This is a genomic window from Clostridium sp. AM54-37XD (assembly GCF_003478225.1).
Lineage (GTDB): Bacteria > Bacillota > Clostridia > Lachnospirales > Lachnospiraceae > Coprococcus > Coprococcus ammoniilyticus.
Genome location: NZ_QUEV01000004.1, coordinates 241,415 through 267,871 on the forward strand (window position 1 = coordinate 241,415; position 26,457 = coordinate 267,871).

Sequence of the window (26,457 nt, forward strand, 5' to 3'; positions counted from 1 at the left end):
ATGAAAAATGAGTTTGACCGTTTGTTTTTATAATGAATTGTAAAGATCGTTATAGATCTTTGCTGAATTGTACCAGGAGTAATCCATTCTCATGCCACGCTCCTGAATACCATACCATGCGTCTTTGTTGTTATAATAAACTTCCTTTGCATAGTTGATCGCATCTAACAGCTCATATGCATTGTAATTTGCAAATGAAAAACCTGTACCTGTATTCTCAAACTGGTTATATGGTTCTACTGTATCTTTCAGACCACCAGTCTCTCTTACGATCGGAACTGTTCCATAACGAAGTGCCATTAACTGGGTCAGACCACATGGCTCAAATCTGGATGGGACAAGCATAACATCACAACCCGCATACATCTTATGGGATCTTTCATCCGAATAATAAATATTCGCAGAAACCTTTGCAGGATGAATGCCCTGATAATAACGGAACATATCTTCATATCTGCTGTCACCGGTTCCAAGAACGATGAACTGGACACCATCACAACAGATATCATTCATAATGCGATCAACCAGATCAAGTCCCTTCTGGTCTGTCAGTCTGGATATAATACCGATCACAAACTGCTTATCATCCTGTGGAAGTCCACATTCCTTCTGAAGTTCAACCTTGTTGATCTTCTTCAGTTCACGGAAATTGTCGACACTGTAATTCTTGTACACCTGTGAGTCTGTAGCAGGATTCCATACATCATAATCAATTCCGTTTACAATTCCCCAGAGTGACTGCCATCTTGCACTCAGAAGCCCATCCAAGCCTTCACCGTAATATGGTGTCTGAATCTCTCTGGCATATGTGTTACTTACTGTTGTGATCTTGTCTGCATATACAAGACCACCCTTTAACATACTTGCATCTTTTCTGACTTCCAGCTTATCCGGTGTGAATACATAATCCGGGAGACCGGAATCTGCCTTGAGCGTATCGATATCCCACTTACCCTGGAACTGTAAATTGTGGATTGTCATAACAGACTTCATGCCACTGAAAAACGGATTTCCGGCAAATAACGTTTTCAAGTATACCGGAACCAGACCAGCCTGCCAGTCATGGCAGTGCAGGATATCCGGCTGGAATCCTACTGCCGGCAGAATACATAATGCTGCCTTTGAAAAGAAGCTGAACTTTTCAATATCCCACTTTACATCTCCGTATGGGGTAAATCCATTGAAGTAATATTCATTATCAATAAAATATACTTTTACTCCTTCGTATTCCAGATACATAACCCCGACATAATCATTCTTATATCCGATATCCATATAGAAATGGGTCAGATACTGCATTTTTTCTCTGTATTTATTTGGAATACAAAGATAGTTCGGCATGATAACCCGAACATCATATTCATTTCTGTCAAATATTTTTGGAAGTGTTCCTACAACATCCGCCAGACCACCCGTTTTGATAAATGGTACACACTCTGAAGCAATATAAGCAACTTTCTTCATCTTCTCTTATTTCCTCCCATGGAATAACTCCAAAATAATATTAATTTTATCATATTTATACATATAATTCAATGAATAAAGGTGCTGCATTTTATTGCAATTATAAAATTTGGCTGTGGACTTTTGGTTACTTTTCCATTATGATGAAAATGATCGGTCAACACAGTTTTGAATGGTATCCGGCATACCCGGAAATGACCGTCAATTTTATTTTAATAAGGAGACCAAACATGGCAAAACAGAATGATGATGAATTAGATGATATCGAAATGATGTCACTTGAACTCGACGACGGAACAAACCTCGAATGTGAGATTGTTGCTACCTTTGATGTTGAGGATACCTCTTATATTGCTTTACTTCCTGTCGAAGCACCGGAAGGTTATGATGATGACGAGGTTCTTGTATACCGTTATATTGAACTTCCAAACGATGAATTCACACTGGAACCAATTGATGATGAAGAAGAATTCGATATGGTTGCTGATGCTTTTGATGAAATTCTGGATGAGATGGAATTCAATTCCATGTCTGAAGATGACTAATCATCTTCAGACACAGTAACCAGATTATTTTTTATCGTATATTCGATACTTAATGTTTTTGTAATCTGATCTTTTTCAAAATACACACAGATTTTTTTATCATCCACAAATGTTATGACACCTTTGCCATATCGTTTGTGGATGATTTTATTTCCAACCTGAAGCATATCATAGTCGATCACCATTTCTGTTACAAACCGGGAAATCTGTCCCGTCTTTCCATACACCACCTTCGGTACATAGATATACAGACCATATCGTGCCCTGGTAACGGCAACATAGAACATTCTCCGTTCTTCCTCCAGTTCCGCATCTGTGACCGATTTCTTATGGGGCGTCATTCCTTCTACTGCATTCATGATAAATACCTGATCAAACTCCAGTCCTTTTGCCCCATGCATCGTCGCAAGTACAACTGCATCCTTTGCGTGTTCCGCTGTTTTCCCCTGTTCCTTCAGTTTTATCCTATATTCATTTAACAGGTTAAACCACTCAATAAAGGAATCGGCACCTCTTGCCATCTCCTGAAATTCATCCGCAATATCCATATACTCCTGCGGATCGATTCCTCTATATGAAGCATATTCCTTCAGATATTCATCATACCCAACTGCTTTCCTGATATAATTAATGGCTGCATATGGTTTTAATTCTGCGATCCTCCTGAAATCCGTTTCCAGGGTTACCAGATTCTGCACTATCCTGTGATTATCCTTATAGAATTCCTGCATCCGCTCCAGATCTACCGGATCAGTTTCCAGGCACTCCCGGCTTATATACCGGTTCGGTCGATTTATGATCCGTAAAAATAATGCCCGTTCTCGGTTTCCAAGTGCTGCCTTAATATAATCAAGGATATTCACGACGACAAAATGGGAAAACAGATCCGGCATATTATCCTTCATCCGGAATGGAATATTATTCTGCATCAGCTTCATTGCAAGTCCGGACGGTTCCGAATTGGTACGATAAAGAATAGCAATATCCAAATATGGGATACCCTGCTGATTCATCTCCCGGATTTTCTGTATGATACCATCTGTTTCCTGCCGCATTCCCTCGACTTCAATCACATGCACACGCTCACACTGACTTTTCTCAAATGCAGACCGGATCTCCTTCTGATACCGCTTCTTGTTGTTCTTAATAATACGTTCTGCCGATTCCACGATTGCACTGCTGCATCTGTAATTTATACTTAAGCAGACCATCCGGGTATCCGGGAAATCATCCGGAAAGCCAAGCATGATCCTCGTATCTGCGCCACGGAATCCATAAACAGACTGGTCGTCGTCTCCCACCGCAAATATATTATGTTCTTTTCCTAACAGCAGCTTCACAGTCTGATACTGGATCCTGTTAATATCCTGAAACTCATCAATCAGAATATACCGGAACCTCTGCTGCCACATTCTCCGGATATCCGGTCTATCCCGAAGCAATTCATATGTAAATACGAGCATATCATCAAAATCAATCTTATTATTCGCCCGAAGTACCTCTTCATACTCCCGGTAAGCAATCCGGAAATCTTCCGGCTTCATGTTCATCGAATGATACTGTCCGATCGGTGTCAGTTCACTTTTTACCAGACCGATCTCTGCAATTACATTTTTTGCAAAATCATCCTGTCCATTGTATTCCATATTATGTTTTTCAATAATACTGCGAATGATCTGATATTTCTCCGATTCCATTATGATATTGCTTCCATTATATCCATAGGCTTGACGTAAGATCATAAAGAATACCGAATGAAAGGTTCCAAAAGTAACACCACTCGAATATCCCATTATTTTCTCAAACCGGCTTTTCATCTCACCTGCTGCTGCCTTGGTAAAAGTGATCACCAGGATCTGACTTCCATTTACCCGACCATGCTCCAACATATATTTCACCCGGTGCGTGATCACCGTCGTTTTTCCACTTCCCGGTCCCGCCAGAACTAGCATTGGCCCTTTTTCATGCCGGATCGCTTCTAATTGTTCCTTACTGAATTGCTGTTTTTCTTCCAATCGTTCTTCCCTTCAACAGAAAAGAGAACAGGACGGATACAACCATCTGTCTGTTCTCTTTCTCTTTCCTGTTATAAAATTCTGCTGTAGTTCTTCTTTATCAGATTATCTACCGCAGCATTTCTTATACTTCTTACCACTACCACAAGGGCATGGATCATTTCTTCCAACCTTTGGAGGCTTTACAAGTGTTCTGGATGTCTTCTCTTTCTTATAGAGTTCATCTCTCTTTTCCTGTGTAAGGATCTTGTCCCATGCAGGTAATGTATATAACCATTCTGCATTGCATCCAACCATATTCATATACAGCTTCTCATAATCAATACCAAGTGTTACTTCTGAATCCTCTGTAACCTCGTCGAGATTATTCGATGTGATCAGACTGTCATCAATTCCATCCAGGAAACCGATCATGGTCTGGATACTTACTTCAAACTTCTCTGCAAGTGCCTTTACCGTTCCTTTTACAGGATCTGCCTTTGGATTTGCAAGAATTATTTCATAAATACCTTTTTCTGCCTGAAAATAATCAAACCAGAACTGCTTTCCTTCTGGTGTTCTGTCATCAAAACCATACGCATAATCGCGCCACTGTGATAATAAACTCATGTTACATACCTCGTTTCAATTTTTAAAACTTTATAGAGTATATCAGATAATCCCTTATTTTTCAACATTATTCTTTTCTGTTTCATCTGACGACACAGCCTGATCTGCCAGTTCTTTTCCTTTTGCTGTAAGCAGCTTTGTGATCAGACTGATTCCATAAAATAATACCGGAACCAGAATGCACAGAAATAATGCCGCTGAAAAATATTCACTGCCTGTTATTCCCAAGATAAATGCCCAGACAACCAGTCCAAGAATCACAAGGACCATAAGAAAGGCTGCTATCCGCTTCATTTTCTCCATTAAAGTTCTTCCTTTATCTTCTTAAAATATTGTTTTATGTTCTGCTCATATCCATTATCCGTCGGTTCATAAAACTGTCTGTCTGCGATCTCATCAGGCAGATACTGCTGCTTTACATAATGATTTGGATAATCGTGTGCATATTTATAACCTGTATGTCCAAGCTTCTTTGCTCCGCCATAATGTGCATCCCGCAGATAGACCGGAACCTGTCCTGTCTGCTCATGTTCCACAACATTTTTTGCAGAAAAGATCGCATTCACGATCGCATTACTCTTTGGAGCGCACGCCACGTAAATCGCCGCATGTGCAAGTATGATCTGAGCCTCCGGCATACCGACCCGCTCTACCGCCTGCGCACATGCTGTTGCAACACAGATTGCATTTGGATCCGCATTTCCAACATCCTCACAGGCACATATCATGATCCGTCTTGCTATAAATGTAATGCTTTCTCCACCGCACAGCATCTTTGCCAGATAAAATACGGCAGCATCCGGATCGGAACCACGCATACTCTTGATAAATGCAGAAATGATATCATAATGATTGTCTCCGTCCTTATCATATCGGAATGCTCTTCTCTGAATACATTCCTCTGCCACCGACAGCGTAATATGAATCTGCCCATCTGCTTCCGGTTCGGAAGAAAGAACTCCAAGCTCTACTGCATTTAGTGCACTTCTGGCATCACCTTCTGACATATCACTTAAGAATTCCACGGCATCATCATCTATACATGCATTAAAGGCTCCCATGCCCTTCTGGTCATAAACAGCCTTTAATATGATCTCTTTTATATTTTCTTTTGACAACGGTTTTAATTCAAAAATATTAGATCTTGAAATTAAAGCCCCATTCACTTCAAAGTAAGGATTCTCTGTCGTTGCTCCGATCAGGATGATCGTTCCATCCTCCACAAATGGAAGCAGATAATCCTGCTGTGATTTATTAAAGCGATGGATCTCATCAATAAAAAGTATGGTTCGTTTTCCATACATTGCCTTCATATTCTTCGCTTCTTCTATGATCTGCTCCATATCCTTCTTACCGGAGGTTGTTGCATTAATCTGCTTGAAATCCGCCTTTGTCGTATGTGCGATCACCATGGCAAGCGTCGTTTTTCCGGTTCCCGGCGGTCCGTAAAAAATCAGCGAGCTAAGCTTATCCGCCTTTATCGCACGATAGAGTAATTTCTCTTTTCCGATAATATGCTCCTGCCCGATCACCTCATCCAGGCTCTCAGGTCGCATTCGTTTTGCCAGAGGAGAATCATCATCCTTCTGGTTTTCTCTCATATAATCAAATAAATCCATTCTTATTCATCCTAAATAACATCAAGCTTCTTAAGGATCTCGTTGAATTTCATAATATCAATCGGTTTGCAGATGTAATCATCATAATCATCACTGGCCTGATTGCTGTCAAAGCTGGTTTCATCCAGTGCACTTGTCATAATAACCTTTGACCGTAACATTCTGGATACGCCATGCTTTCTCTCTGCATTTCGAATCGATGCAAGTACCTTATATCCATCGATCTTCGGCATCATGATATCCAGACAGACAAGTTCAAAATTTTCGCCCTTTTCCAAATGATTTACAAATTCATCAACAGCTGCAATTCCATCTGGTGTAATTACAACTTCTCCAAATTTACTTAAATATTTTGATAAAAACTTTGCATTTGCAACATCGTCCTCAGCAATTAATATTCTCATGACAAACTTCCTCCTACTTTAAAATCTAAGCATCTTTTCAATCTGGTTCAGCATCTCTTTTACTTCAACACGAAATGTTTTCTTGGAATATTTGGTTCTTCGTTCTAAAAGGCCCTCTGTAAATATACCGTTAAACATCAATGTCAATTCCCGTGGGGTAAATACCTCCCGAATCTCTCTGTCTGCTATAGCGTCTTCAAACAGCTTACAGACAAATTCATTTCTCTTCAGAATACATTCAGAAATAACCTCTCGTGTCTCACTCAGATGCAATAATTCCTCATAATGCAACATAATCGCACCCATACCGATATAATTATCATAATAGGTTGCATATGTATCTGCATAAAACCGTAACTTATCCATATTCGATCCGGTCTGGTGATCCACGGTCATCTGGATATTCTTATCAAATGCCGCATACTGTACGACCACTTCCGTCAATACTTCATCAATACCCCCGAAGTATTTATAGATCAAAGTTTCGGATATATTTTCCTTACGAGCCAGATTCTTGGTTGTCAGAGCATTCAATCCCAGATCGCCGATTAATTCAACTGCCGATGCAACGATCTTATCCCTTCTTGAAACGTAATTCTCAGCCACACCGTTCTCCTCTCAACACATAAACTTACACCCAATATATACTATATAATTCTATGTCATGCTCTTTCGTTTGTCAATCAAAAAAGCTTCAAATTAATATACGCAGAACACAGTTGTAAACTTCTCTTTTTTTCTTCTGTTTTCAAGGTGCTTTTATGCCTGTGTTTCTGATGAAACACCTGTTTTTATACAGTTACAGTCGTCAGCATATGCTTTTTCCGGTCGTAATAATAAACATTATAAGAAAGGATATCCTGTCGGTGAAGCACACTGTCATTTGCTTCTTTCACAATATCTGCCAGCATCTTTGGCTCCGACACTTTTCCAGCCTCCACAAACATACACTCATGAATACTGGACGGCATAATATAGATACTGTCCCCGGCAAGCTCCGTACACATATCAAGGATTCCCCGGTACAACATAGCTCCGGCTCCGTTTAATCCCATTTCATTTGATATTACATACAGTTCTCCGCACTCGCCCGAAAACTCATCTTCCACAAATGCTGGAAGACAGTTTCTCGCCTTCAGATATGCTGTGATCCGATCGATCACTGGAGGGAAATATCTTGGAGTATTCTTTTCTGCCAGTTGGTAAAGTGTCTTCGTATCTGTATGCCATCGTTTCAGATCATCCTCTGATACCGTTGAGGATGCCATCCCATTCTCACCTTTATGAAAGACACATCGAAATATGATCGCCAGATCATGAAACGGAATATACGGAACATGCTCCAGATATTCTTCATTCATACTTTGATTCACAACCGTATAGATCAGCCGGTTCTTCACCCAGTTAAAATCCATATAGTTCTGAATTTCATTGTCGGATGATACTTTGGTACATCGTTCCGCAAAGATATTCTTTATCCTCAGAACAACAGTATGTATCTCCTCCTTTTGAATATCCTCTCTGTAAAAATCATCAATATATATCGTTGGTGTTATCATGGAATTTCTGTCCCTTATATTGATTCCTGTAAGGATCAGCCCATTATTTTTTACAACTCTGGTAACCGCAACCTCCATATTGTCCGGTTCAAATAAAACCGCCAGCCCATCTCTGACTGTTTCTGTAAATTCATTAAATTTCATTTTATCTCTCCTTCGCAGCTTCTTTGTCTGAAACATTTCGAAAAAATGATAAAATCCGGATTCTATTACTGAAATATTTCTTCCATCATGATAAAGAATTTCCTATGTGCCGTCAACATTTTGCGTGTGTTTATTTGTAACAGCTTGTGCGTTTCTGTAACAGTTTTTCTTCCGAACAAACAAAACGGATGTGTATTTCGCATCTTTCTTATCAAAATCTGCAAAAAACACATCCGCTCTTATATTTTTTTATCGATGGATAACAATACTATTATCCGCCTGCTCACAGGCAAAACCAGCCATCCCTATTTATATTCTTTTACACATTTTGTCAAAAAACTGACAAATGCGTCCATCTCTGCATCCGTTCCGATCGAGATTCTCAGATAATTGTCAATCCTTGGCTTATCAAAATAACGCACATAGATATTATTCTCTTTTGCCGCAGCAAAGATCTCCTTTGCAGGAATACTCTCATGTGTTGCAAATACAAAGTTTGCAGATGATGGCAGACAGGTAAATCCAAGCTCTGCGATCTCTTTCACAAATCTTTCTCTGGTTGCAATTATCTGTCCAACCTTCTCCCTGAAATATGCATCATCATGAATGGATTCTACACCGAGCACCAGAGACGGGCGGTTCATCGTATATGAATTATAGGAGTATTTCACATCATTTAAGGCTTTGATCAGTTCAGGGTTGCTGATCGCATAACCGATTCGAAGTCCCGCCATGGAACGTGATTTTGAAAAGGTTCTGACTACCACAAGATTGTCGTATTTGTCGATCAGCGGAAGTGCTGTTTCTCCTCCAAAATCAATATATGCCTCATCTACGATCACGATCACGTCCGGATTGTTCTTTATGATCTCCTCTACATGATCCAACGATTCGTAGATACCGGTCGGTGCGTTTGGATTCGGGAATACGATTCCACCGTTTTCGCCCTTATAATCATCTATCTTCAGACGGAAGTTCTCATCAAGTGGCATCTGCTTATATGGAATCCGGAACAGTTCTGCCCATACATCATAAAAAGAATATGTGATATCCGGAAACAGAATCGGTTTATCCGAATTAAAGAAGGTCAAAAATGACATTGCAAGTACATCATCGGAACCTACACCTACAAATACCTGTGATGCATCCACACCATGATACTCCGCCAGTGCATCCACCAGTGCGCCTGCTGTCGGATCCGGATATAACCGTAACAGATCCTCATTATCCTGAACCGCTTTTACTCTTGGAGACGGTCCATACGGATTCTCATTTGTATTTAATTTGATCACATTTGTATTCTTTGGCTGCTCACCAGGTACATATGGCTCAACCTGACGAATATTATCTCTCCATGATGCCATGATTTATCCTCCATGTTTTCTCTGCTAATCAGCAGGTTATCGTTTTCAGTTGTCTATTCTATCATTTTGCAGGATGAGATACAAGATAAGAATCATCTGACACTTATTTATAAAAGGACTCTCCAGTTATTCTCACATTTTCCCTGCACGACCAGATTTTCATCTCCGATCAACTGGTAATTATCATACCCCCATTGTGACATCTGCAATTACATCAACTGCATTTTTTCCAATGCTTTTTTCATTATTAATCTGCTGCCTATTTCCTTGTGCAACCAGGTTAACAACCTTATTCTGCATCTCGTTTGAAGATTTTCTTGTTATTATAAATGAAACCACCCCTACTGTTATCGTGATCACAATAAAAAACAGCAGTATTGTCTTTGCCTTAAATTTTCGTATCTGAATTTCTGTTTTTGTATTTTCTGAAAATGCCATTTTCCGCTCCATATTCAAACTGACATACTACAACCTTCGTTCTATGCCGGGGATAGGTACATTCTATATCGGTACTGCCCGGATAGAAATATTATACTCAATTTTTCAGATATGGCAAATAAATCCTTTTATAACAGAATGTGCTTTTTCCAAATTCCGGCTTTGTAAAATAAAAATGATATTATAGCTCCAACGGCTGTCGCGATTGGTATCGCTATCGCAATTCCTCTTACACCAAGTTCACAAAGAAACGCCAGAACGTATGCTAACGGAATACGAACGATAAATGCAGATATCATATTAGTAACCAGCGTAATCCATCCATTTCCAGTTGCGGTTGAAACCGTATTAAACGACATGATAAATGGAAGTCCCACATATTCAAACGAAAAAGCAAAGATATATGGCAGACCATAGGCCAGGACATCTTCTTTTACGCCAAACAGATGAAATATCTGCTCCGGGAATATGTGCATCAACGTAAACACGACCAAAGACACACCAATACAGAGAACCAGACAACAGTGCATAGTCTTTGATGATCGTTTCACATCTTTCTTTCCCATATTCTGTGCGATCATAGCTGATGCAGCCGAGCTGATCGCTGCTTCCGGAAGAATAGCAAATCCATTAAAATTATTTACTATTCCTGCTGCAGCCGATGCAGCTACACCACCCGCCCTGTTAATAAATGTCGTCAAGATCAAAAACGAAAAATTTGTACCAACCATTTGAATACTAAGCGGCAATCCGGTACGAAGCAGAGTGTGGAATTCCTCTTTTATAAAATGGAAAGAAGATGGTTTGAAATCAAACATAAAATCATGATGTTTTAAATATATTATACAAAATAACATCGAACAGCCCTGTGCAAATACAGTTGCAACAGCAGCACCACCGGCTCCTAAATGCAATCCGGCAACCAGCACCAGATCCAGAATAATGTTGATCACACATGCAATCATAACAAAGATCATCGGTGTCCGGCTGTCACCAAGTCCACGCATAATTGCACTTAATGCATTATAACCATAAATAAATAATAAGCCCAAAGTGCAAATAAACAAATACTGTTCTGCCTGTGAAAATGCCTCTTCAGGTGTATCAAGTAATCGAAGTAACGGCTGTTTTAATATAAATAACAGTACCATAAATACTGCTGCCATAACTGTCAATGTTATGAGTAATGTACTGATTGCTCCATTGATCTTATCCTTACGCTTTGATCCCAGATAATTTCCAAGCATCACAGTTCCTCCGCCTGACAGTCCCGCGGCAAGATTTGTCAGGATCACAAGCACCTGTCCTCCGATATTCGCTGCCGATATGGAATTTGTTCCGCCAAAATGTCCTAAAATGATCAGATCTATCAGACTGTATAAGGACTGGATCAAATTACTGATAAAAAACGGCACAGCAAACCATACAAGCTGCTTCCAGATATTTCCTTTTGTAAGATCATGTTCAAATGTACTCATGCCTGCATTCACCTCTTTTGTAATTAAAATGGTATATATTCTTTATTAAAGTCATGTTTTTATTTCTAATTCATACGCTCTAACATACTTATATCGCCAGACTGTATTGCCTGAATATTCTTTTTAATTCGTTCTTCTTCCCAGTCCCACCATCTGATTTCTTCAAGTTTCTGAATCGTTTCTTCATCAAATCGTTTACGGATTGGCTTTGCCGGTACTCCTCCAACTATCGTATATGAAGGCACATCTTTTGTTACCACTGCACGAGTGCCTATAATTGCGCCATCACCGATTGTTACACCAGACAAAATAACTGCTTCATATCCAATCCACACATCATTTCCAATTTTTAGCTTATCCTTATTAACAGGATAATGATACAAAACATTATTTTTTTCAAAATCAATCGGATCATGTACAAAATCGTTGTACATTGTATAATCCCCTACCTCTATATCAGGGGTATTTATAACATTTTTCAGATAAACGATCTGTTTATCGAATGTTCTTGGGAAAATATTATCTTTCATTTTCGGCCTCCTGTTGTCGAAAATATCTGTATAATTCTCGAAATCTCCATAACTGCAACCTTCAGCATCACGCCACCGGACATTTTAGTTTGATGTATTTTTCTGCATTTCCTGTAGAAAATGATCCATGTGATCTTCCAGAAGCCTTATCACCCGACTCTTGTCATCTACTCCATCATATATGCTGTAAAGCAAAAAAATAGGTCCATAAAAATCAAGTGCTGTCTGTCTGGCTTTTCTTGCATCCCCCAGCATATTCGAGAACAAAGCTTCTATATAAGTTAATGGTCCACCTGCAAGATAATTCTGATATAACTGTGCCATCTGCGGCTCCCTGTACTGTTCCAATGTCAGCATCTTACGGAAACAGGATGAGAATTCTTCTTCTGTCCAGTGAAGAAACTGCACCTTTGTAAACTGCTTAATTTTATTATATGCTGTTTCTTTGTACTCAGCTGTAACCTTTTCCAGATTGCCCTCCGGCATTTCATACCGCTTTACTCTCTCCATATCCAGTTCATTCATTTTGTCAATAATACTGTCCAATATCTCCTGCTTGCTTTTATAATGCTTATACAATGCAGCCTTGGTTACTCCAAGTTTTGAAGCAATATCATTCATGGATGTTCCCATATATCCGCTCTGTGCAAATAACTTCAACGCTTCTTCCAGTATTTTGTCCTTTGTGTTCTTTTCTTTAATCTCCATACTTGTCTCCTAAATCAGCCTCATCAATCGGTTACCTTTTGGTTATTTTATTATGGTTACCTATCGGTTACTTGTCAACAGCTATTATTTAAAAATAGAAAAGGACATCATTAACTGCCTATCAAACTCTTCCACTTCATGCTCGTCAACCAGATAGCTCTCCGGTGTTGCATATTCCCCTGTAATCCCATCCAGAAACCCTGGTATCAATTCTTTGCACAAGAAGAATGATGCATCTTCCCCCTTGGACAATCCATGATAACGGATACCATACTCGCTTGCCTGTCTGAAACCACTCTTACCATAAAAATCAATATTTCCTTCAAAACATAATGCTCCAGACATCCGGGACGATATACATTCCAAAAGCTATCCCTTACCAGTTTTTCCACTTGACGATATTCACTTTTTTCTTCTAAACGAATTTCTATATTTTCCTTCACGATATGATTCTCCCCTATTTCAACTCTTGTCCCATGCTGTTCAATGTTAAAACAACTTCTTCTTTTACTTTTTCCTTATCAACTGCGCCATCGTAAATGCTGTAATAGAAATACATAATTGCATAAAATCATTAGTTCCATATACATCCTCCTTCAGCCTAAATCTGCACGTTACGTGCTGTCAAAAATTTTTCTCTTATAAAAGAAAATCATAACCACCGGCTTAGCCGGTGGTTTGTTCTAGCCCTATAAGGGCTTGTTACCGGCACTAGGTCTAAAGACCCTTCGAATGGTTCGCCAGCCGCAACATCATTTCACTTGCACAATGTGCTAAGAATATTTACAATATCCTGCTTCAACTGCCCATATGCTACTTTCCTTCTAAATTTTGGTGCGAACACTATATGATACTTACATTCCAACCTCGTATGTGATAAACTATTCATGTCCATTGTGGACTACCTCCTTTGCTTTACTTGGTTGGCGAACCTAAGTAATTATAGCATTGGAGGTTTTTTACTGTAAGCTAAAGCAACTGTTGTCCTCCTGCATAGCAGGGGGGGTATTAAAGACTGTTACACAAAAATATGGGGCAACAATCATTATAATTGCTGCCCCGTTTTTTGTTAGTTACGAGTGTTAGTTACCTGTTAGTTGTTTGTTAGTTACACTCACTTTTTCAGGTATTTTCACGTTTCTTTATTCGGCTTATTTCCTAGTTTTTTTAGAACTTACCAGCCTTTGCTGCTTCCTCTACAGAAACGGCTACAGCAACTGTCATACCAACCATAGGGTTGTTACCAGCACCGATCAGACCCATCATTTCTACATGAGCAGGTACGGATGATGAACCAGCGAACTGAGCGTCACTGTGCATACGTCCAAGTGTATCTGTCATACCGTAGGAAGCAGGACCTGCTGCCATGTTATCTGGGTGAAGTGTACGACCTGTACCACCACCTGAAGCAACTGAGAAGTACTTCTTTCCTAACTCGTTACATTCCTTCTTGTAAGTACCAGCTACCGGATGCTGGAAACGAGTTGGGTTTGTTGAGTTACCGGTGATAGATACATCAACACCCTCTTTGTGCATGATAGCAACACCTTCTGGTACAGAGTTCGCACCATAGCAGTTAACCTTTGCACGAAGTCCTTCTGAGTAAGACTTTCTGAATACTTCTTTAACTGTGTTTGTATATGGATCATACTCAGTCTCAACAAATGTGAAACCGTTAATTCTTGAAATAATCTGAGCAGCGTCCTTACCAAGACCGTTTAAGATAACACGAAGTGGCTCTTTACGAACTTTGTTAGCTTTCTCTGCGATACCGATCGCACCTTCTGCTGCTGCGAATGACTCATGTCCTGCTAAGAAACAGAAGCACTTTGTCTCTTCTTCCAGTAACATCTTACCAAGGTTACCATGTCCAAGACCAACCTTACGTGTATCAGCAACTGAACCTGGGATACAGAATGACTGAGGCCTTCACCGATTGCTGCTGCAGCTTCTGAAGCCTTTCTGCAGTTCTTCTTGATTGCGATTGCTGCACCTACTGTGTATGCCCAGCATGCATTCTCAAAACAAATAGGCTGAATGCTCTTTACCTGATTGTATACGTCTAAACCAGCATCCTTTGTGATCTTCTCTGCCTCTTCGATTGAGGAGATACCGTAGCTGTTTAATACTTCATTGATCTGTTTGATTCTTCTTTCATATGATTCAAATAATGCCATTATATCGTTACCTCCTTCTATTATTTCTCAATCTCTTTGTCTGTACGTGGGTCGATGAGTTTAACTGCATCTGCAACACGTCCATACTGTCCACATGACTTCTCATAAGCTGTGTTAGGGTCATCACCCTTCTTAATGAAATCAGTCATCTTACCAAGGTTAACGAATTTATATCCAATGATCATACCCTCTTCATCAAGAGCGATAGCATTTACATATCCTTCAGCCATCTCAAGATATCTAGGACCCTTCTTTAATGTACCGTACATAGTACCAACCTGTGAACGAAGTCCCTTACCAAGATCTTCAAGACCAGCACCGATAGCAAGTCCATCCTCTGAGAATGCACTCTGTGAACGACCATATACGATCTGTAAGAATAACTCTCTCATAGCTGTGTTGATAGCATCACAAACAAGGTCTGTGTTAAGAGCTTCCATAACTGTAAGTCCCGGAAGGATCTCTGCTGCCATAGCTGCTGAATGAGTCATACCTGAACATCCAACTGTCTCAACTAATGCTTCCTGAATAATTCCTTCCTTAACATTTAATGTCAGCTTGCAGGCACCCTGCTGTGGTGCACACCAGCCAATACCATGTGTAAAGCCTGAAATATCCTTTACTTCTTTTGCCTGTACCCATTTTGCTTCTTCTGGAATTGGAGCACATCCATGATGTACGCCCTGTCCAACTGGGCACATGTTTTCAACTTCCTGTGAATAAATCATTGTGAATCTCCTTTCGAAATATGAAAATCTGCTTAAAGCGGTTATGAATATCTATTCTTTTTTCGTAACCATCAGACATATTTTCTCATAAACCGTCAATTAAGTCTATACCAATTAATAAAAAATATCAATAAGTTTGTCTAAAAATTTGCCATGTTTTTAGATTCATATTATAATTATTTTGGTTTGCTTTTATCTTTTTAGATTTCGGTAAACCAATCCTACATTGTATAAAGAAAAGAGGAATACATATGCGTTTTATAGATCTACATGTCCATACAACTGCTTCGGATGGTTCTTTTACTCCATCTGAAGTGTGCCAGATGGCTCTTGATAAGGGACTTGCCGCTCTGGCGATCACCGACCACGATACGGTTGATGGAGTCCCGGAAGCAATCCGGTTCATGAAAAATCATCAGCCGGCCCCGGATACACAGGATCCTCTTCCTATGGAATTGATTCCCAGTATCGAACTTTCATGCAACTATGGTTCACGCGAGATCCATATTCTGGGCTTCTATATGGACTATACCAATCCCGGACTTCTTGCTGAATTGAACGCTTTAAAAGATGCACGTTTTAACCGAAATGTGGAAATGTGCAAGCTGTTTCAACGTGACGGCATCGATATGACCATCGAAAAACTTCAAGAGGGAAATCCGGATACAGTCATTACCCGTGCGCATTTTGCAAGAGTTCTGATTGAGGACGGCATTGTCAAGAACAAGGATCAGGCATTTAAAAAATACCTTGGCGAAAAATGCAGATACTATCTTCCGAAACCGGAGGTCACATGTGAACGTGCTCTCTCGATTATCAACCAATATGGCAAATGTGCAGTTCTCGCACATCCATTACTCTATAAGCTTGGTTATAACCAGATTGAGGAATTACTGGACTATCTGAAACCACTTGGATTAAAGGGCTTAGAAGCCTATCATTCTTCTAATAATTCCTATGAGAGTGGAAAGCTCCGGGCGATCGCAGACAGACATGACTTGTTTGTCTCCGGCGGTACGGATTTCCACGGTGTGATCAAACCGGACATCTCTCTCGGAACCGGTCGCGGCGGTATGCGGATCACCACAGGAATTCTGGACAATATAAAAGCGCATCTTTTTTGAAGAACAGAAAAAAATCTCCATATTCAGATTTTCTACTGAACATGGAGATTTTTCTGTTCTGACATCTTCTTATTTAAAAAGATATTCTTTATTTCTTTTCCTTATCTTCTTCCACTACTGCTGCATTCTTCTTTTCAAGCTCAGCAACTGCATTCTTATGCATTGGAATACGACAGTTCTTGTTATTACCAAACTCAACAATGATAGTTGTGTCATCTACAATATCAAGGATTGTGCCATAGAAACCACTAGTTGTCATAATATTGTCACCCGGTTCCATCTGGTTATGCATTTCCTCTGTCTTAGCCTTCTGCTTCTTCTGTGGACGGATCATCATGAAGTAGATAATTGCAGCAAAGATCAGGATATATACAACGATAAACATTGTGCTGCCTGAACCTGAACCCGATGCTGTACTACTGCTTAAAACCATTCCTAATGTGTTCATAATATTCTCCTTCTAAACTTCATTTGATGTTAAACTCTCTATCATAGACTTTTTATACGATGCATATGAGCCTTCTTCGATAGCCTGTCTAATCTCTTTCATCATATTATTATAAAAATACAAATTATGCAAGACGCAAAATCTCATACCAAGCATTTCATTTGCCTTTAACAGATGTCTGATATAACCTCTGCTGTAATGCTGACATGCCGGACATCCGCAGCCTTCTTCAATCGGTCTGTCATCTGTCTCATATTTGGCATTCTTCAGATTCAGTTTTCCATGTTTTGTGTATACATGTGCATGTCGTCCGTTTCTGGATGGATATACACAGTCAAAGAAATCCACACCACGGTCAACTGCTTCGAGTATATTGATCGGCGTTCCGACACCCATCAGATAAACCGGCTTATTCTCAGGAAGATATGGCACGGTTACATCCAGAATATGATACATTTCCTCCGCTGTCTCTCCAACAGCCAATCCACCAATAGCATACCCCGCAGATCCAGCTCCGCAATTCTTTTTGCATGGTCAATACGAATATCCTCATATACTGCGCCCTGATTGATTCCGAATAGCATCTGTTCCTTATTGATCGTATCCGGCAGGCTGTTTAAACGTGTCATCTCTGCCTTACAGCGCTCCAGCCAACGATAGGTTCTGGCAACCGAATTCTCCACATAAGAACGTTCCGCCTTTGCCGGTGCACACTCGTCAAACGCCATTGCGATCGTAGATGCAAGATTAGACTGGATCTGCATACTTTCCTCCGGTCCCATGAATATCTTGCGTCCATCTACATGCGAGTTAAATGTAACGCCTTCTTCTTTAATCTTTCGAAGTCCTGCAAGCGAGAACACCTGAAATCCGCCAGAATCCGTAAGAATTGGACGATCCCAATACATAAACTTATGTAAACCGCCCATTTTCTTCACAACCTCATCACCCGGTCTTACATGTAAATGATAGGTGTTTGATAATTCAATCTGACAGCCGATTTCTTTCAGATCTGTCGTAGCAACTGCGCCTTTGATTGCAGCAGCAGTTCCCACATTCATGAATACAGGAGTTTCCACTGTACCATGAACAGTCGTAAAGGTAGCTCTTTTTGCTCTGCCATCTTTACAAATAATTTTATACATAATTACTCATTCTCCTTTAATATTCTTTCTCTATAATGCCCCAGTCTGAACGGAAATGCAACAGTTTCTTCTTATTAATTTTGTTCCTATCCACAATACGGTTGAAAATTGTAACATTTGTACCAAATATAATGACTATTTTTTATTTACTCACTCTATTTTTAGTCATATTTACTTGTTTTTTATCAATTTTCATCGTCCTTTACCGAACCTTTACCGAAAAATATTGACTTTTTGTGCAATCTTCCTATAATGATAAACGGAAAAAAAATATTATAAATAAGAAGAGATACTACCATTATGATTTTCAGGTATCTCTCAAGAAGGAGGAAACATGTTAGCATCCATCTTAGCAGTAACCATCTTCCTGGCTATGTTTGTGCTGATCGTTCTTGATAAGATCGAACATTATCTTATAACGCTGGGCTGTGGATTACTCACCATCATCTTTGTCCTTGGTATCTGTCTGCACAGTGGACAGGCTATCATGGAAGTGTTAAACGTTAAAAGCATTTTTACAACCAGCTTCTGGCATACAGTTGGACAAGCATCTGAAGATTCCAGCGGTATCAGCTGGGCGACCATTATTTTTATTGCCGGTATGATGGTCATGGTTGAAGGTATGAAACGTGCAGGTTTCTTTACATGGCTCTGCATGCTGATTGCAAAGCTTGTACGATACAGAATTGTTCCAATTCTGATCACCTTTATGATCCTGTCAGCATTTCTTTCTATGTTCATTGCAAGTATCACGGTTATTCTGTTCCTTGCAGCTGTAACAGTAGAGCTCTCACAATTATTAAAATTCAATCCGGTTCCAATGATCTTGGCAGAAGTCTTCTGCTCCAACCTCGGTGGAACTGCTACCGTCTGTGGTGATCCACCAAACATCATCATCGGTACCTCACTGGGATTTTCATTCTTTGATTTCCTGACAAATACCGGTGTGTTTGTTCTTATTTCACTGGTTATTATGATTGTCTATTTTTATCTTGCTTTTCGTAAGGAATTAAAGCAAAATGAAGGTGGGGTTGATACCTCAACAATACCAAGTCCTTCAGAAGCAATTACAGACAAATCCGGATTTATCTTCAGCTGTGTTATTTTCCTGCTTTCTGTTGTTCTGCTTCTTACACAGACACAGACAGGGCTGACAGTTGCTGCGATCGGTGTTATAATAGCTATAATCACACTGATCTGTTCCGGCAGACATGTACTGGAACTTTTAAAGAAGATTGATTACAAGACACTCTTATTCTTTATTGGTTTATTTGTTGTCGTTGGTGGTTTGGAGCAGACCGGTATTCTGGAAGTCATTGCAAAATTCATCAAAAACGTCAGCGGTGGAAATATGTATATCATGGTTGCTATTATCATCTGGCTCTCAGCTATCTGCAGTGCCTTTATCGATAATGTTCCATTTGCTGCTACTATGGTTCCTGTTATCAAAGAACTTGCAGCAGGTAATGGTGGGGTTCTTGCCGTCCTTGCCTATTCATTAGCCATTGGTACAGATATTGGTGGAAATGCAACACCTATCGGTGCTTCCGCAAATGTTGTTGGTACTTCAGTAGCTGCTAAAGCAGGTCATCCGGTCGGATGGGGCGAATATTGTAAGAAGATGGCTCCTGCTACTATTCTTGTTATGATCATTTGTACACTCGGTGTATTTATTCGATATAACAGCGTCTTCTAAGAAACTTACATATTTTTAGGGAGGTTATAAAATATGGACAAACAGGTTATTATCACGATCGGTCGTGAATATGGAAGTGGCGGACATGTAATTGCACAGGACATTGCAAAACGTTTTAATGTCCCATATTACAATCGTAATCTAATTGAAGAAGTTGCAAAACAGAATAATTTTGATACAGATAATATTAAAGACTATGATGAGTCACCTAGAAAATATCTGTTCTCTCGTACCGTTCAGGGATACAGCAATTCTCCGGAAGAGATTCTTGCCGGTCTTCAGTTCGATTTTATAAAAGAAAAGGCAGCATCCGGAGAATCCTTTGTAATTGTTGGCAGATGTGCCGACTATGTATTAAAGGATATGGATTGTGTAGCTTCATTCTTTATTGTCGCTGATGCCGAAGCGAAGTTACAGCGTACTATGGAAACCAAGCAGTTATCCCAACGTGATGCTGAAGCTACGATCAAACGTCATGACCGTAACAGAAAAACATATTACAAGGATCACACTGATATGGAATGGGGCAACAGTAAGAACTATGATATGACGATCAATTCAACCGTCCTGGGCTTCAAAAAGACCGCCGATATCATTGAAGATTTTGTAAAAACAAAATTTGATCTGTAATTCCTAATTTACTGACAGAAACAAAGCCGGGTATGAAATGTCATATCCGGCTTTCTACTTTATTCATATCTCTCGTCAATTACACGTTTTGTCTTCTTCTCACTTCTTGGAAGCACCCCAATCTCTACAACCTTAACAAGTGGGGTAAATCCGATCCGACTCTTTACTCTCTCTGCAATACGCTTAGATAACTCTACGAAATCTACGCTTCCATCCGTCTCTACATAGATTCTCATTGTGTCTTTTCCATCCAGATGGGAAATACGAATCTGATATTCACTTGATAATTCAGGGAATTCCTTCAATACTTCTTCAATCTGGCTTGGAAATACATTTACACCCTTAATTTTCATCATATCATCCGTTCTTCCCATAATCACACCTAACCTTGGATGCTTGCATCCACATGGGCAATCTCCCGGAATAATTCTTGAAAGATCATGTGTACGATAACGAATCAGAGGTGCACCCTCTTTTACAAGCGTTGTTATAACAATCTCACCCATTTCGCCATCCGAAACCGGCTCTAAGGTTACAGGATCAAGAATCTCGATATAGACATAATCATCCCAGTAATGCATACCGTTGTCATATTTACAGCTGATTCCGATACCCGGTCCATAAATCTCTGTCAAACCATAGATGTCATATAATTCAATTCCCAGTTCCTCTGAGATACGTTTTCTCATCTTTTCGCCCCAGCGTTCAGAACCGATCACACCCTTCTTCAGGCAAATCTTATCTTTGATACCACGTTTCTCGATCTCCTCTGCAAGAAGAAGTGCATAGGAAGACGTCGAACAAAGGACAGTAGATTTCATGTCCTGCATCATCTGAAGCTGTTTATCCGTATTTCCTGGTCCCATAGGTATGACCATAGCACCTAACTTCTCTGCTCCGTTCTGGAAGCCGATTCCTGCCGTCCAGAGTCCATATCCCGGTGTGATCTGAATACGATCCATATTCGTGATACCTGCAAGCTCATAACAACGCTTGAACATAATCGCCCAGTCATCTACATCCTTTGCTGTGTATGGAATAATAACCGGAAGTCCTGTTGTTCCTGATGATGAATGGATACGAACGATCTCACTTTCCGGCGCTGTCATTAAACCAAGTGGATATGCATCTCTCAGGTCTTTTTTTTCTGAAAATGGAAGCTTCTTAAAATCCTCCGGTGTCGAAATTCTTGTAATTCCTGCTTCCTCCAGCTTCTTTCCATAAAAACTTTCAGCCTTAATCAATGCTTCGATCTGTTTATTGACCTGACTGATCTGTAACTCTGAAATCTCCATTATTTATCCTCCAAACTTTCTATTTTATAAAATATTTTTATTGTATATAATCAAGTGCTCTGAAATTCAGCTCATGTAATTTTTCCGGCAATCTTTTTATCAAAGCCTGTTTGATATCTTCTTTTTCAAGTCCAAGCATACCGGTCGAGATTGCGGCTCCAAGCATCAGGACATTTAACACCTTTGCAGACCCAAGAGTTTCACATGCCTGATCTGTATCGATCACCAGAACCTGATCTACCTGTGTCTTCAAATAATCAATCATAGATGCTCCGTTATAACCGGTCTTCGCCAGCGATGCTGTAACCGGCATAACCGCACGATTGCTGACGACTACTGCTCCGTTTTTTTTCAGATAAGGAAGCATCCGCACCGTTTCTCCCGGTTCAAATCCCAGGATCATATCTGCTGTTCCTTTTGCTATCATTGGTGAATACAGATTTTCACCCATTCTTACATGGCTGAATACGCTTCCTCCGCGCTGTGCCATACCGATCGTTTCCGCACTCATAACCGGGATTCCTTTCTCCATAGCTGCGGCTGCGATCAGCTTGGATGCAAGCACTGTTCCCTGTCCACCGACACCACACAGAATAATATTCTTATTCATTATGCCTGCCCCCTTTCTTCTTGTCCGTCCCCGATTGCATGTACCGGGCAGAGTTGGCTGCACAAAGTACATCCTGTACAGAGACTTTCATCGATACAAACCTTGCCTTCAAATGTGTAAAGTGCCGGACAACCGATCTCTCTGATACATTTCTGGCAACCTATACATGCATCTGTATCTATATGCATACATCTGGACGACTTCGTAATGGCTATACATGGAGATTTGAAAATAATTGCCTTCACACCCGGTTCTGCTGCAACACGTGCAACTGTCTGTACCGCTGCTTCATGCTCAAATGGATTGATCGTCTCTACTGTCTTAAGACCAATTCCCTTTAAGATACCAACAATATCAATCTTATTTACAATATCTCCCATCATCGTATGTCCGGTTCCAGGATGTGGCTGGTGTCCTGTCATAGCCGTCGTGGAATTATCAAGAACGATCAATGTCATATCTGCCTGATTATAAACCGCATTTACGACACCAGGAATTGCTGATGCGAAGAATGTAGAATCTCCAACAAATGCAAAACACGTCGTATCCGGTTCTATATGATAAACACCCTGCGCAATTCCAAGCCCTGCGCCCATACACAGACAAGTGTCAACCATATCAAGCGGCATGGCATTTCCAAGTGTATAACATCCGATATCTCCACAAAAGATTGTCTTCTTTCCCTTCATAGCGCATTTTACATCATAAAAGGAAGCACGATGAGGACAACCTGCACATAATACAGGTGGACGTACCGGAAGCTCCGGCATCTCTGCCAACTCTTCCGACTGATTGTTCTTTTCACCTGCGGTAAGCGCCTTGTACCGGTCTGCTGCAATACCCTGATCCAATAAGAACTGTGTGATACTGTCCTTTACACTGTCGATCGTGTTCTCACCTGAGGCAGCTACATGACCGGTCAGTTTACCATATATCTTTACCGGAAGGTGATATTTGCCCGCTATATAGGTAAGCGCACGTTCAATCACCGGATCTAATTCTTCCACACATAAAACCGCATCTAACTGTTCCAGATATTCAACTGCTTTTCGTTCCGGGAACGGAAATGGGGTCGCTACTTTAAATATCGCTATTTTTTCTGCATCGGTTCCCAGGGCTTCCATTGTATATGTATAATTGATTCCACCGGTTGCAATACCAAATCTTGTCTCTGTCTTCCTGCTCACAACATTTCTGTCATATTCAGAAAAGACATCCCCCAGCTCGACATTTCGCTTTTCAATATTTCGATGTGCCTGAAAGGACAGCTTCGGGAAAATAACCCACCGTTTGGAATCTTTCACAAATCCTTCCGATTCATTCTTTTTGTATTCTGCCGCATCCTTTACTTCAATCGTTGCATATCCATGACACACTCTTGTTGTCGGTCTTAAGAATACAGGTGTTTTATATTTTTCCGAGTACTCAAAGGCCTCCTGTACCATTTCATAAGCTTCCTGTGCCGATGTAGGATCAAAGCATGGAACCTTTGAAAATGCTGCAAATGTCCGCGTATCCTGTTCTGTCTGTGATGAGATCGGCCCCGGATCGTCGGCAACCAGAATCACCATACCGCCTTTTACTCCCACATACTCCAGACTCATCAACGGATCAGATGCCACATTTAATCCGACCTGCTTCATTGTTACCATAACTCTCGCGCCTGAATAAGCAGCACCGGCTGCTACCTCCATGGCAACCTTCTCGTTAATCGACCATTCTACATAACAGTCATTTGTTCTGTTCTTTGCAACCGTCTCAAGTACCTCTGTCGATGGCGTTCCCGGATATCCGGAAATCAAATTTACCCCGGCAGCAATTGCCCCAAGCGCAATTGCTTCATTTCCCATTCGAAATTCCTTATGCATCTTTCTAACTCCTGTAATAATCTTGTGAATGATTTTTATTATAAATCTTTAAAATGAAATTCTTTCTTTCCTGTTGCATAATCATCTACAATCTGTCCACATCCAAACAGCTTGTATTTATAAGTAACAAGCCCTTCCAGACCAACCGGACCTCTTGCGTGGATCTTTCCTGTACTGATTCCAACCTCTGCACCAAAACCATAACGGAAACCATCCGCAAACCTAGTTGAACAATTCTGATAAACTCCGGCAGAATCAACCATCTGCATAAATAATTCTGCAGTTTCCGCATTTTCGGTAATGATACTGTCTGTATGATGGGAACCATATTTATTGATATGTGCGATCGCATCATTTACCGTATCTACAATCTTAACAGAAACGATCAGATCCAGATATTCTTTGAACTCCTGTTCACCGATTGTCTCTCCGCCAATCAGATCTGTTACTTCCTTTGTTCCACGAAGCGTAATTCCATTTTTCTTTAATGCTTTTGCAAGAACCGGAAGAAATTTTTCTGCTATATCTCTATGGATCAACAAAGTTTCCACCGCATTACATGCTGCTGTATACTGGGTCTTTGCATCGATAATAATCGGAATCGCTTTATTTGGATCATAATCTCTATCTACATAAATATGACAGATTCCATCTGCATGTCCCATAACAGGAATCTTTGTATGATTCATAATATACTGAACAAAACTGTTCGATCCTCTCGGTATCAGAAGGTCAACCGTCTCATGGCACGACAGAAGTTCATCAATCTCACTGTGCTGCTCTGCCTGAAGCATACAATCTGCCGGCAATCCTGCATCTATTATACTGTTATGTATAATCTGAAACAGGATACGATTGGTATATGTTGTCTCCCTACCACCCTTTAGTATCGCACAATTTCCACTCTTAATACAAAGAGATGATATCTGAACAAGTGCATCCGGTCTTGCTTCAAAAATAACTCCGATAACACCAATCGGACAGGTGACACGATTCAGAACTAATCCCTCATCCAACTGGCGTTTTAATGTCACCTTTCCTAATGGATCAGGCAGAGCAACTAACTGCTCAATTCCTTTTATAACATCTCTTAGTTTTCCCTCATCAAACTTCAAGCGTTTCATTACTGCCTGTGCAATATGATCTTCTTCTGCCGCTGCCAGATCTCGTTTATTCTCTTCAAAAATCTTTGCCGCATTTGCCCTTAAATTCTCTGCAACCAGTAGAAGTGCTTTATTTCTCTGTTCTACCGAAGAAGCTGCCAGATAAGGTGCTGCCGCTTTCATTTTTATTGTTTCTTCTTTTATTCCCATACCTTTTTCAATAGCTGCCTGCTATTATATTTCCTTTCTATTACAATACATCTGTAATTATTGTTCTTGTTTATCTGATATAATATATCAGATATATACCCTTTTTCGCACTGTTTATGTATGATTCACCATATCTATTTTATAGATTTATGTATGTAATTGCAATAAAAATACATAATCTTTTACCATTATATTAGTTTTTAAATACCATAACAGCCTTCAATATCCGGCTATCTAAGAATAACATGCCGTTGCTTTTTAATTTTTATATTTTACAATCTTTTATGAGGTACAGAATGATTATTTCATATTTTAAATTAATATTTATACACAAAAAAAGAAAGCGTTTTTTGACGCTTTCTTTTTTTAAACTATTTCATGTACCTTCAGAATTTCATACAGAAAGTCTTGCGACTTCATTCTCTCCAATCTCTTTCCCGCTTATCTTTCGAACCTCTCAGGATAAGTCTTCGACCTATTAGTATCTGTCAGCTGAATGCGTTACCGCACTTACACCTCAGACCTATCAACCTCGTAGTCTTCAAG

Annotated in this window: 24 protein-coding genes, 1 rRNA gene and 3 pseudogenes; 4 read left to right on the top strand and 24 right to left on the bottom strand. The window is 40.1% G+C overall.

Going from position 1 to position 26,457, the window contains the following annotated elements:
• Positions 1-27: 27 nt before the first annotated feature.
• Positions 28-1,464, bottom strand: a complete 1,437-nt coding sequence (gene glgA, locus DXA07_RS05650) for a glycogen synthase GlgA (RefSeq protein WP_021943231.1) — start codon at positions 1,462-1,464, stop codon at positions 28-30.
• A gap of 230 nt (positions 1,465-1,694) precedes the next feature.
• Between glgA and DXA07_RS05655 the strand changes: the two genes are divergently transcribed.
• Positions 1,695-2,009, top strand: a complete 315-nt coding sequence (locus tag DXA07_RS05655; RefSeq protein ID WP_021943230.1) for a DUF1292 domain-containing protein — start codon at positions 1,695-1,697, stop codon at positions 2,007-2,009.
• On the opposite strand, the gene DXA07_RS05660 is transcribed toward DXA07_RS05655, so the two are convergent.
• The 16 genes and pseudogenes from DXA07_RS05660 to DXA07_RS05735 form a co-directional block, all read right to left on the bottom strand.
• A complete protein-coding gene (locus tag DXA07_RS05660; RefSeq protein ID WP_118483796.1) occupies positions 2,006-4,024 on the bottom strand; it encodes an ATP-dependent helicase in 2,019 nt (672 codons plus the stop codon). The genes DXA07_RS05655 and DXA07_RS05660 overlap by 4 nt on opposite strands.
• 105 nt (positions 4,025-4,129) lie before the next feature.
• Positions 4,130-4,633, bottom strand: a complete 504-nt coding sequence (locus tag DXA07_RS05665) for an SEC-C metal-binding domain-containing protein (protein ID WP_021943228.1) — start codon at positions 4,631-4,633, stop codon at positions 4,130-4,132.
• A gap of 54 nt (positions 4,634-4,687) precedes the next feature.
• Positions 4,688-4,936, bottom strand: coding sequence for a hypothetical protein (locus tag DXA07_RS05670; RefSeq protein ID WP_021943227.1), 249 nt, complete (start codon positions 4,934-4,936; stop codon positions 4,688-4,690).
• Positions 4,936-6,252, bottom strand: a complete 1,317-nt coding sequence (locus DXA07_RS05675; RefSeq protein ID WP_117784984.1) for a replication-associated recombination protein A — start codon at positions 6,250-6,252, stop codon at positions 4,936-4,938. Before DXA07_RS05675 ends, DXA07_RS05670 begins: the two co-directional genes overlap by 1 nt.
• Positions 6,253-6,263: 11 nt before the next feature.
• Complete coding sequence (locus DXA07_RS05680; RefSeq protein WP_021943225.1) at positions 6,264-6,656, bottom strand: response regulator; 393 nt, start codon at positions 6,654-6,656, stop codon at positions 6,264-6,266.
• Positions 6,657-6,674: 18 nt separating this feature from the next.
• Positions 6,675-7,262: a TetR/AcrR family transcriptional regulator gene (locus DXA07_RS05685; RefSeq protein ID WP_117807723.1), complete on the bottom strand. Its 588-nt coding sequence runs from the start codon at positions 7,260-7,262 to the stop codon at positions 6,675-6,677.
• A gap of 185 nt (positions 7,263-7,447) precedes the next feature.
• Positions 7,448-8,359, bottom strand: coding sequence for a DUF5688 family protein (locus DXA07_RS05690; RefSeq protein WP_118483798.1), 912 nt, complete (start codon positions 8,357-8,359; stop codon positions 7,448-7,450).
• Positions 8,360-8,664: 305 nt separating this feature from the next.
• Positions 8,665-9,723 carry a histidinol-phosphate transaminase gene (hisC, locus tag DXA07_RS05695; RefSeq protein ID WP_117822822.1) on the bottom strand — a complete coding sequence of 353 codons (1,059 nt, stop codon included), beginning with the start codon at positions 9,721-9,723 and terminating at the stop codon, positions 8,665-8,667.
• Positions 9,724-9,906: 183 nt separating this feature from the next.
• A complete protein-coding gene (locus DXA07_RS05700) occupies positions 9,907-10,161 on the bottom strand; it encodes a hypothetical protein (protein WP_118483800.1) in 255 nt (84 codons plus the stop codon).
• A 128-nt stretch (positions 10,162-10,289) separates the two neighbouring features.
• Positions 10,290-11,639 carry an MATE family efflux transporter gene (locus DXA07_RS05705; protein ID WP_118483802.1) on the bottom strand — a complete coding sequence of 450 codons (1,350 nt, stop codon included), beginning with the start codon at positions 11,637-11,639 and terminating at the stop codon, positions 10,290-10,292.
• A 65-nt stretch (positions 11,640-11,704) separates the two neighbouring features.
• Entirely contained in the window at positions 11,705-12,169 is a 465-nt protein-coding gene (locus DXA07_RS05710) for a CatB-related O-acetyltransferase (RefSeq protein ID WP_118483804.1), read from the bottom strand.
• An 84-nt stretch (positions 12,170-12,253) separates the two neighbouring features.
• On the bottom strand, positions 12,254-12,877 hold the full coding sequence (locus DXA07_RS05715; protein WP_118483806.1) for a TetR/AcrR family transcriptional regulator: 624 nt from the start codon (positions 12,875-12,877) through the stop codon (positions 12,254-12,256).
• Positions 12,878-12,961: 84 nt separating this feature from the next.
• Positions 12,962-13,222 carry a hypothetical protein gene (locus tag DXA07_RS05720; RefSeq protein ID WP_330599180.1) on the bottom strand — a complete coding sequence of 87 codons (261 nt, stop codon included), beginning with the start codon at positions 13,220-13,222 and terminating at the stop codon, positions 12,962-12,964.
• Positions 13,223-13,637: 415 nt separating this feature from the next.
• Positions 13,638-13,772: pseudogene (locus DXA07_RS05725) on the bottom strand (transposase); the annotation flags it as partial.
• 272 nt (positions 13,773-14,044) lie between these two features.
• Positions 14,045-15,054, bottom strand: a pseudogene (locus DXA07_RS05730) (GGGtGRT protein).
• Positions 15,055-15,074: 20 nt separating this feature from the next.
• Complete coding sequence (locus DXA07_RS05735) at positions 15,075-15,782, bottom strand: nitrogen-fixing protein NifU (protein WP_008401546.1); 708 nt, start codon at positions 15,780-15,782, stop codon at positions 15,075-15,077.
• 251 nt (positions 15,783-16,033) lie between these two features.
• On the opposite strand from DXA07_RS05735, the gene DXA07_RS05740 reads away from it, so the two are divergent.
• Positions 16,034-16,906 carry a PHP domain-containing protein gene (locus DXA07_RS05740; RefSeq protein ID WP_118483807.1) on the top strand — a complete coding sequence of 291 codons (873 nt, stop codon included), beginning with the start codon at positions 16,034-16,036 and terminating at the stop codon, positions 16,904-16,906.
• Between the two features lie 88 nt (positions 16,907-16,994).
• Here the strand turns inward: DXA07_RS05740 and yajC are convergent, their stop codons facing one another.
• On the bottom strand, positions 16,995-17,339 hold the full coding sequence (gene yajC / locus DXA07_RS05745) for a preprotein translocase subunit YajC (protein ID WP_348980758.1): 345 nt from the start codon (positions 17,337-17,339) through the stop codon (positions 16,995-16,997).
• Between the two features lie 27 nt (positions 17,340-17,366).
• A pseudogene (gene tgt, locus DXA07_RS05750) lies at positions 17,367-18,499 on the bottom strand (tRNA guanosine(34) transglycosylase Tgt).
• Positions 18,500-18,833: 334 nt separating this feature from the next.
• On the opposite strand from tgt, the gene DXA07_RS05755 reads away from it, so the two are divergent.
• On the top strand, positions 18,834-20,195 hold the full coding sequence (locus DXA07_RS05755; protein ID WP_117807737.1) for an SLC13 family permease: 1,362 nt from the start codon (positions 18,834-18,836) through the stop codon (positions 20,193-20,195).
• Positions 20,196-20,228: 33 nt separating this feature from the next.
• Positions 20,229-20,825 (top strand): cytidylate kinase-like family protein, encoded by a 597-nt coding sequence (locus DXA07_RS05760; RefSeq protein WP_117807739.1) that lies wholly within the window; start codon positions 20,229-20,231, stop codon positions 20,823-20,825.
• Between the two features lie 59 nt (positions 20,826-20,884).
• On the opposite strand, the gene DXA07_RS05765 is transcribed toward DXA07_RS05760, so the two are convergent.
• From DXA07_RS05765 to DXA07_RS05785, 5 genes are all read right to left on the bottom strand, one after another.
• Positions 20,885-22,120 carry a phenylacetate--CoA ligase gene (locus DXA07_RS05765; RefSeq protein ID WP_118483811.1) on the bottom strand — a complete coding sequence of 412 codons (1,236 nt, stop codon included), beginning with the start codon at positions 22,118-22,120 and terminating at the stop codon, positions 20,885-20,887.
• 37 nt (positions 22,121-22,157) lie between these two features.
• On the bottom strand, positions 22,158-22,730 hold the full coding sequence (locus DXA07_RS05770; protein WP_117807742.1) for an indolepyruvate oxidoreductase subunit beta: 573 nt from the start codon (positions 22,728-22,730) through the stop codon (positions 22,158-22,160).
• Positions 22,730-24,598 carry an indolepyruvate ferredoxin oxidoreductase subunit alpha gene (iorA, locus tag DXA07_RS05775; RefSeq protein WP_118483813.1) on the bottom strand — a complete coding sequence of 623 codons (1,869 nt, stop codon included), beginning with the start codon at positions 24,596-24,598 and terminating at the stop codon, positions 22,730-22,732. The genes DXA07_RS05770 and iorA overlap by 1 nt, the downstream gene beginning before the upstream one ends.
• A gap of 38 nt (positions 24,599-24,636) precedes the next feature.
• Entirely contained in the window at positions 24,637-25,911 is a 1,275-nt protein-coding gene (locus DXA07_RS05780; protein WP_118483815.1) for a glutamate-5-semialdehyde dehydrogenase, read from the bottom strand.
• 458 nt (positions 25,912-26,369) lie between these two features.
• Positions 26,370-26,457 (bottom strand): 23S ribosomal RNA (locus tag DXA07_RS05785); the annotation flags it as partial.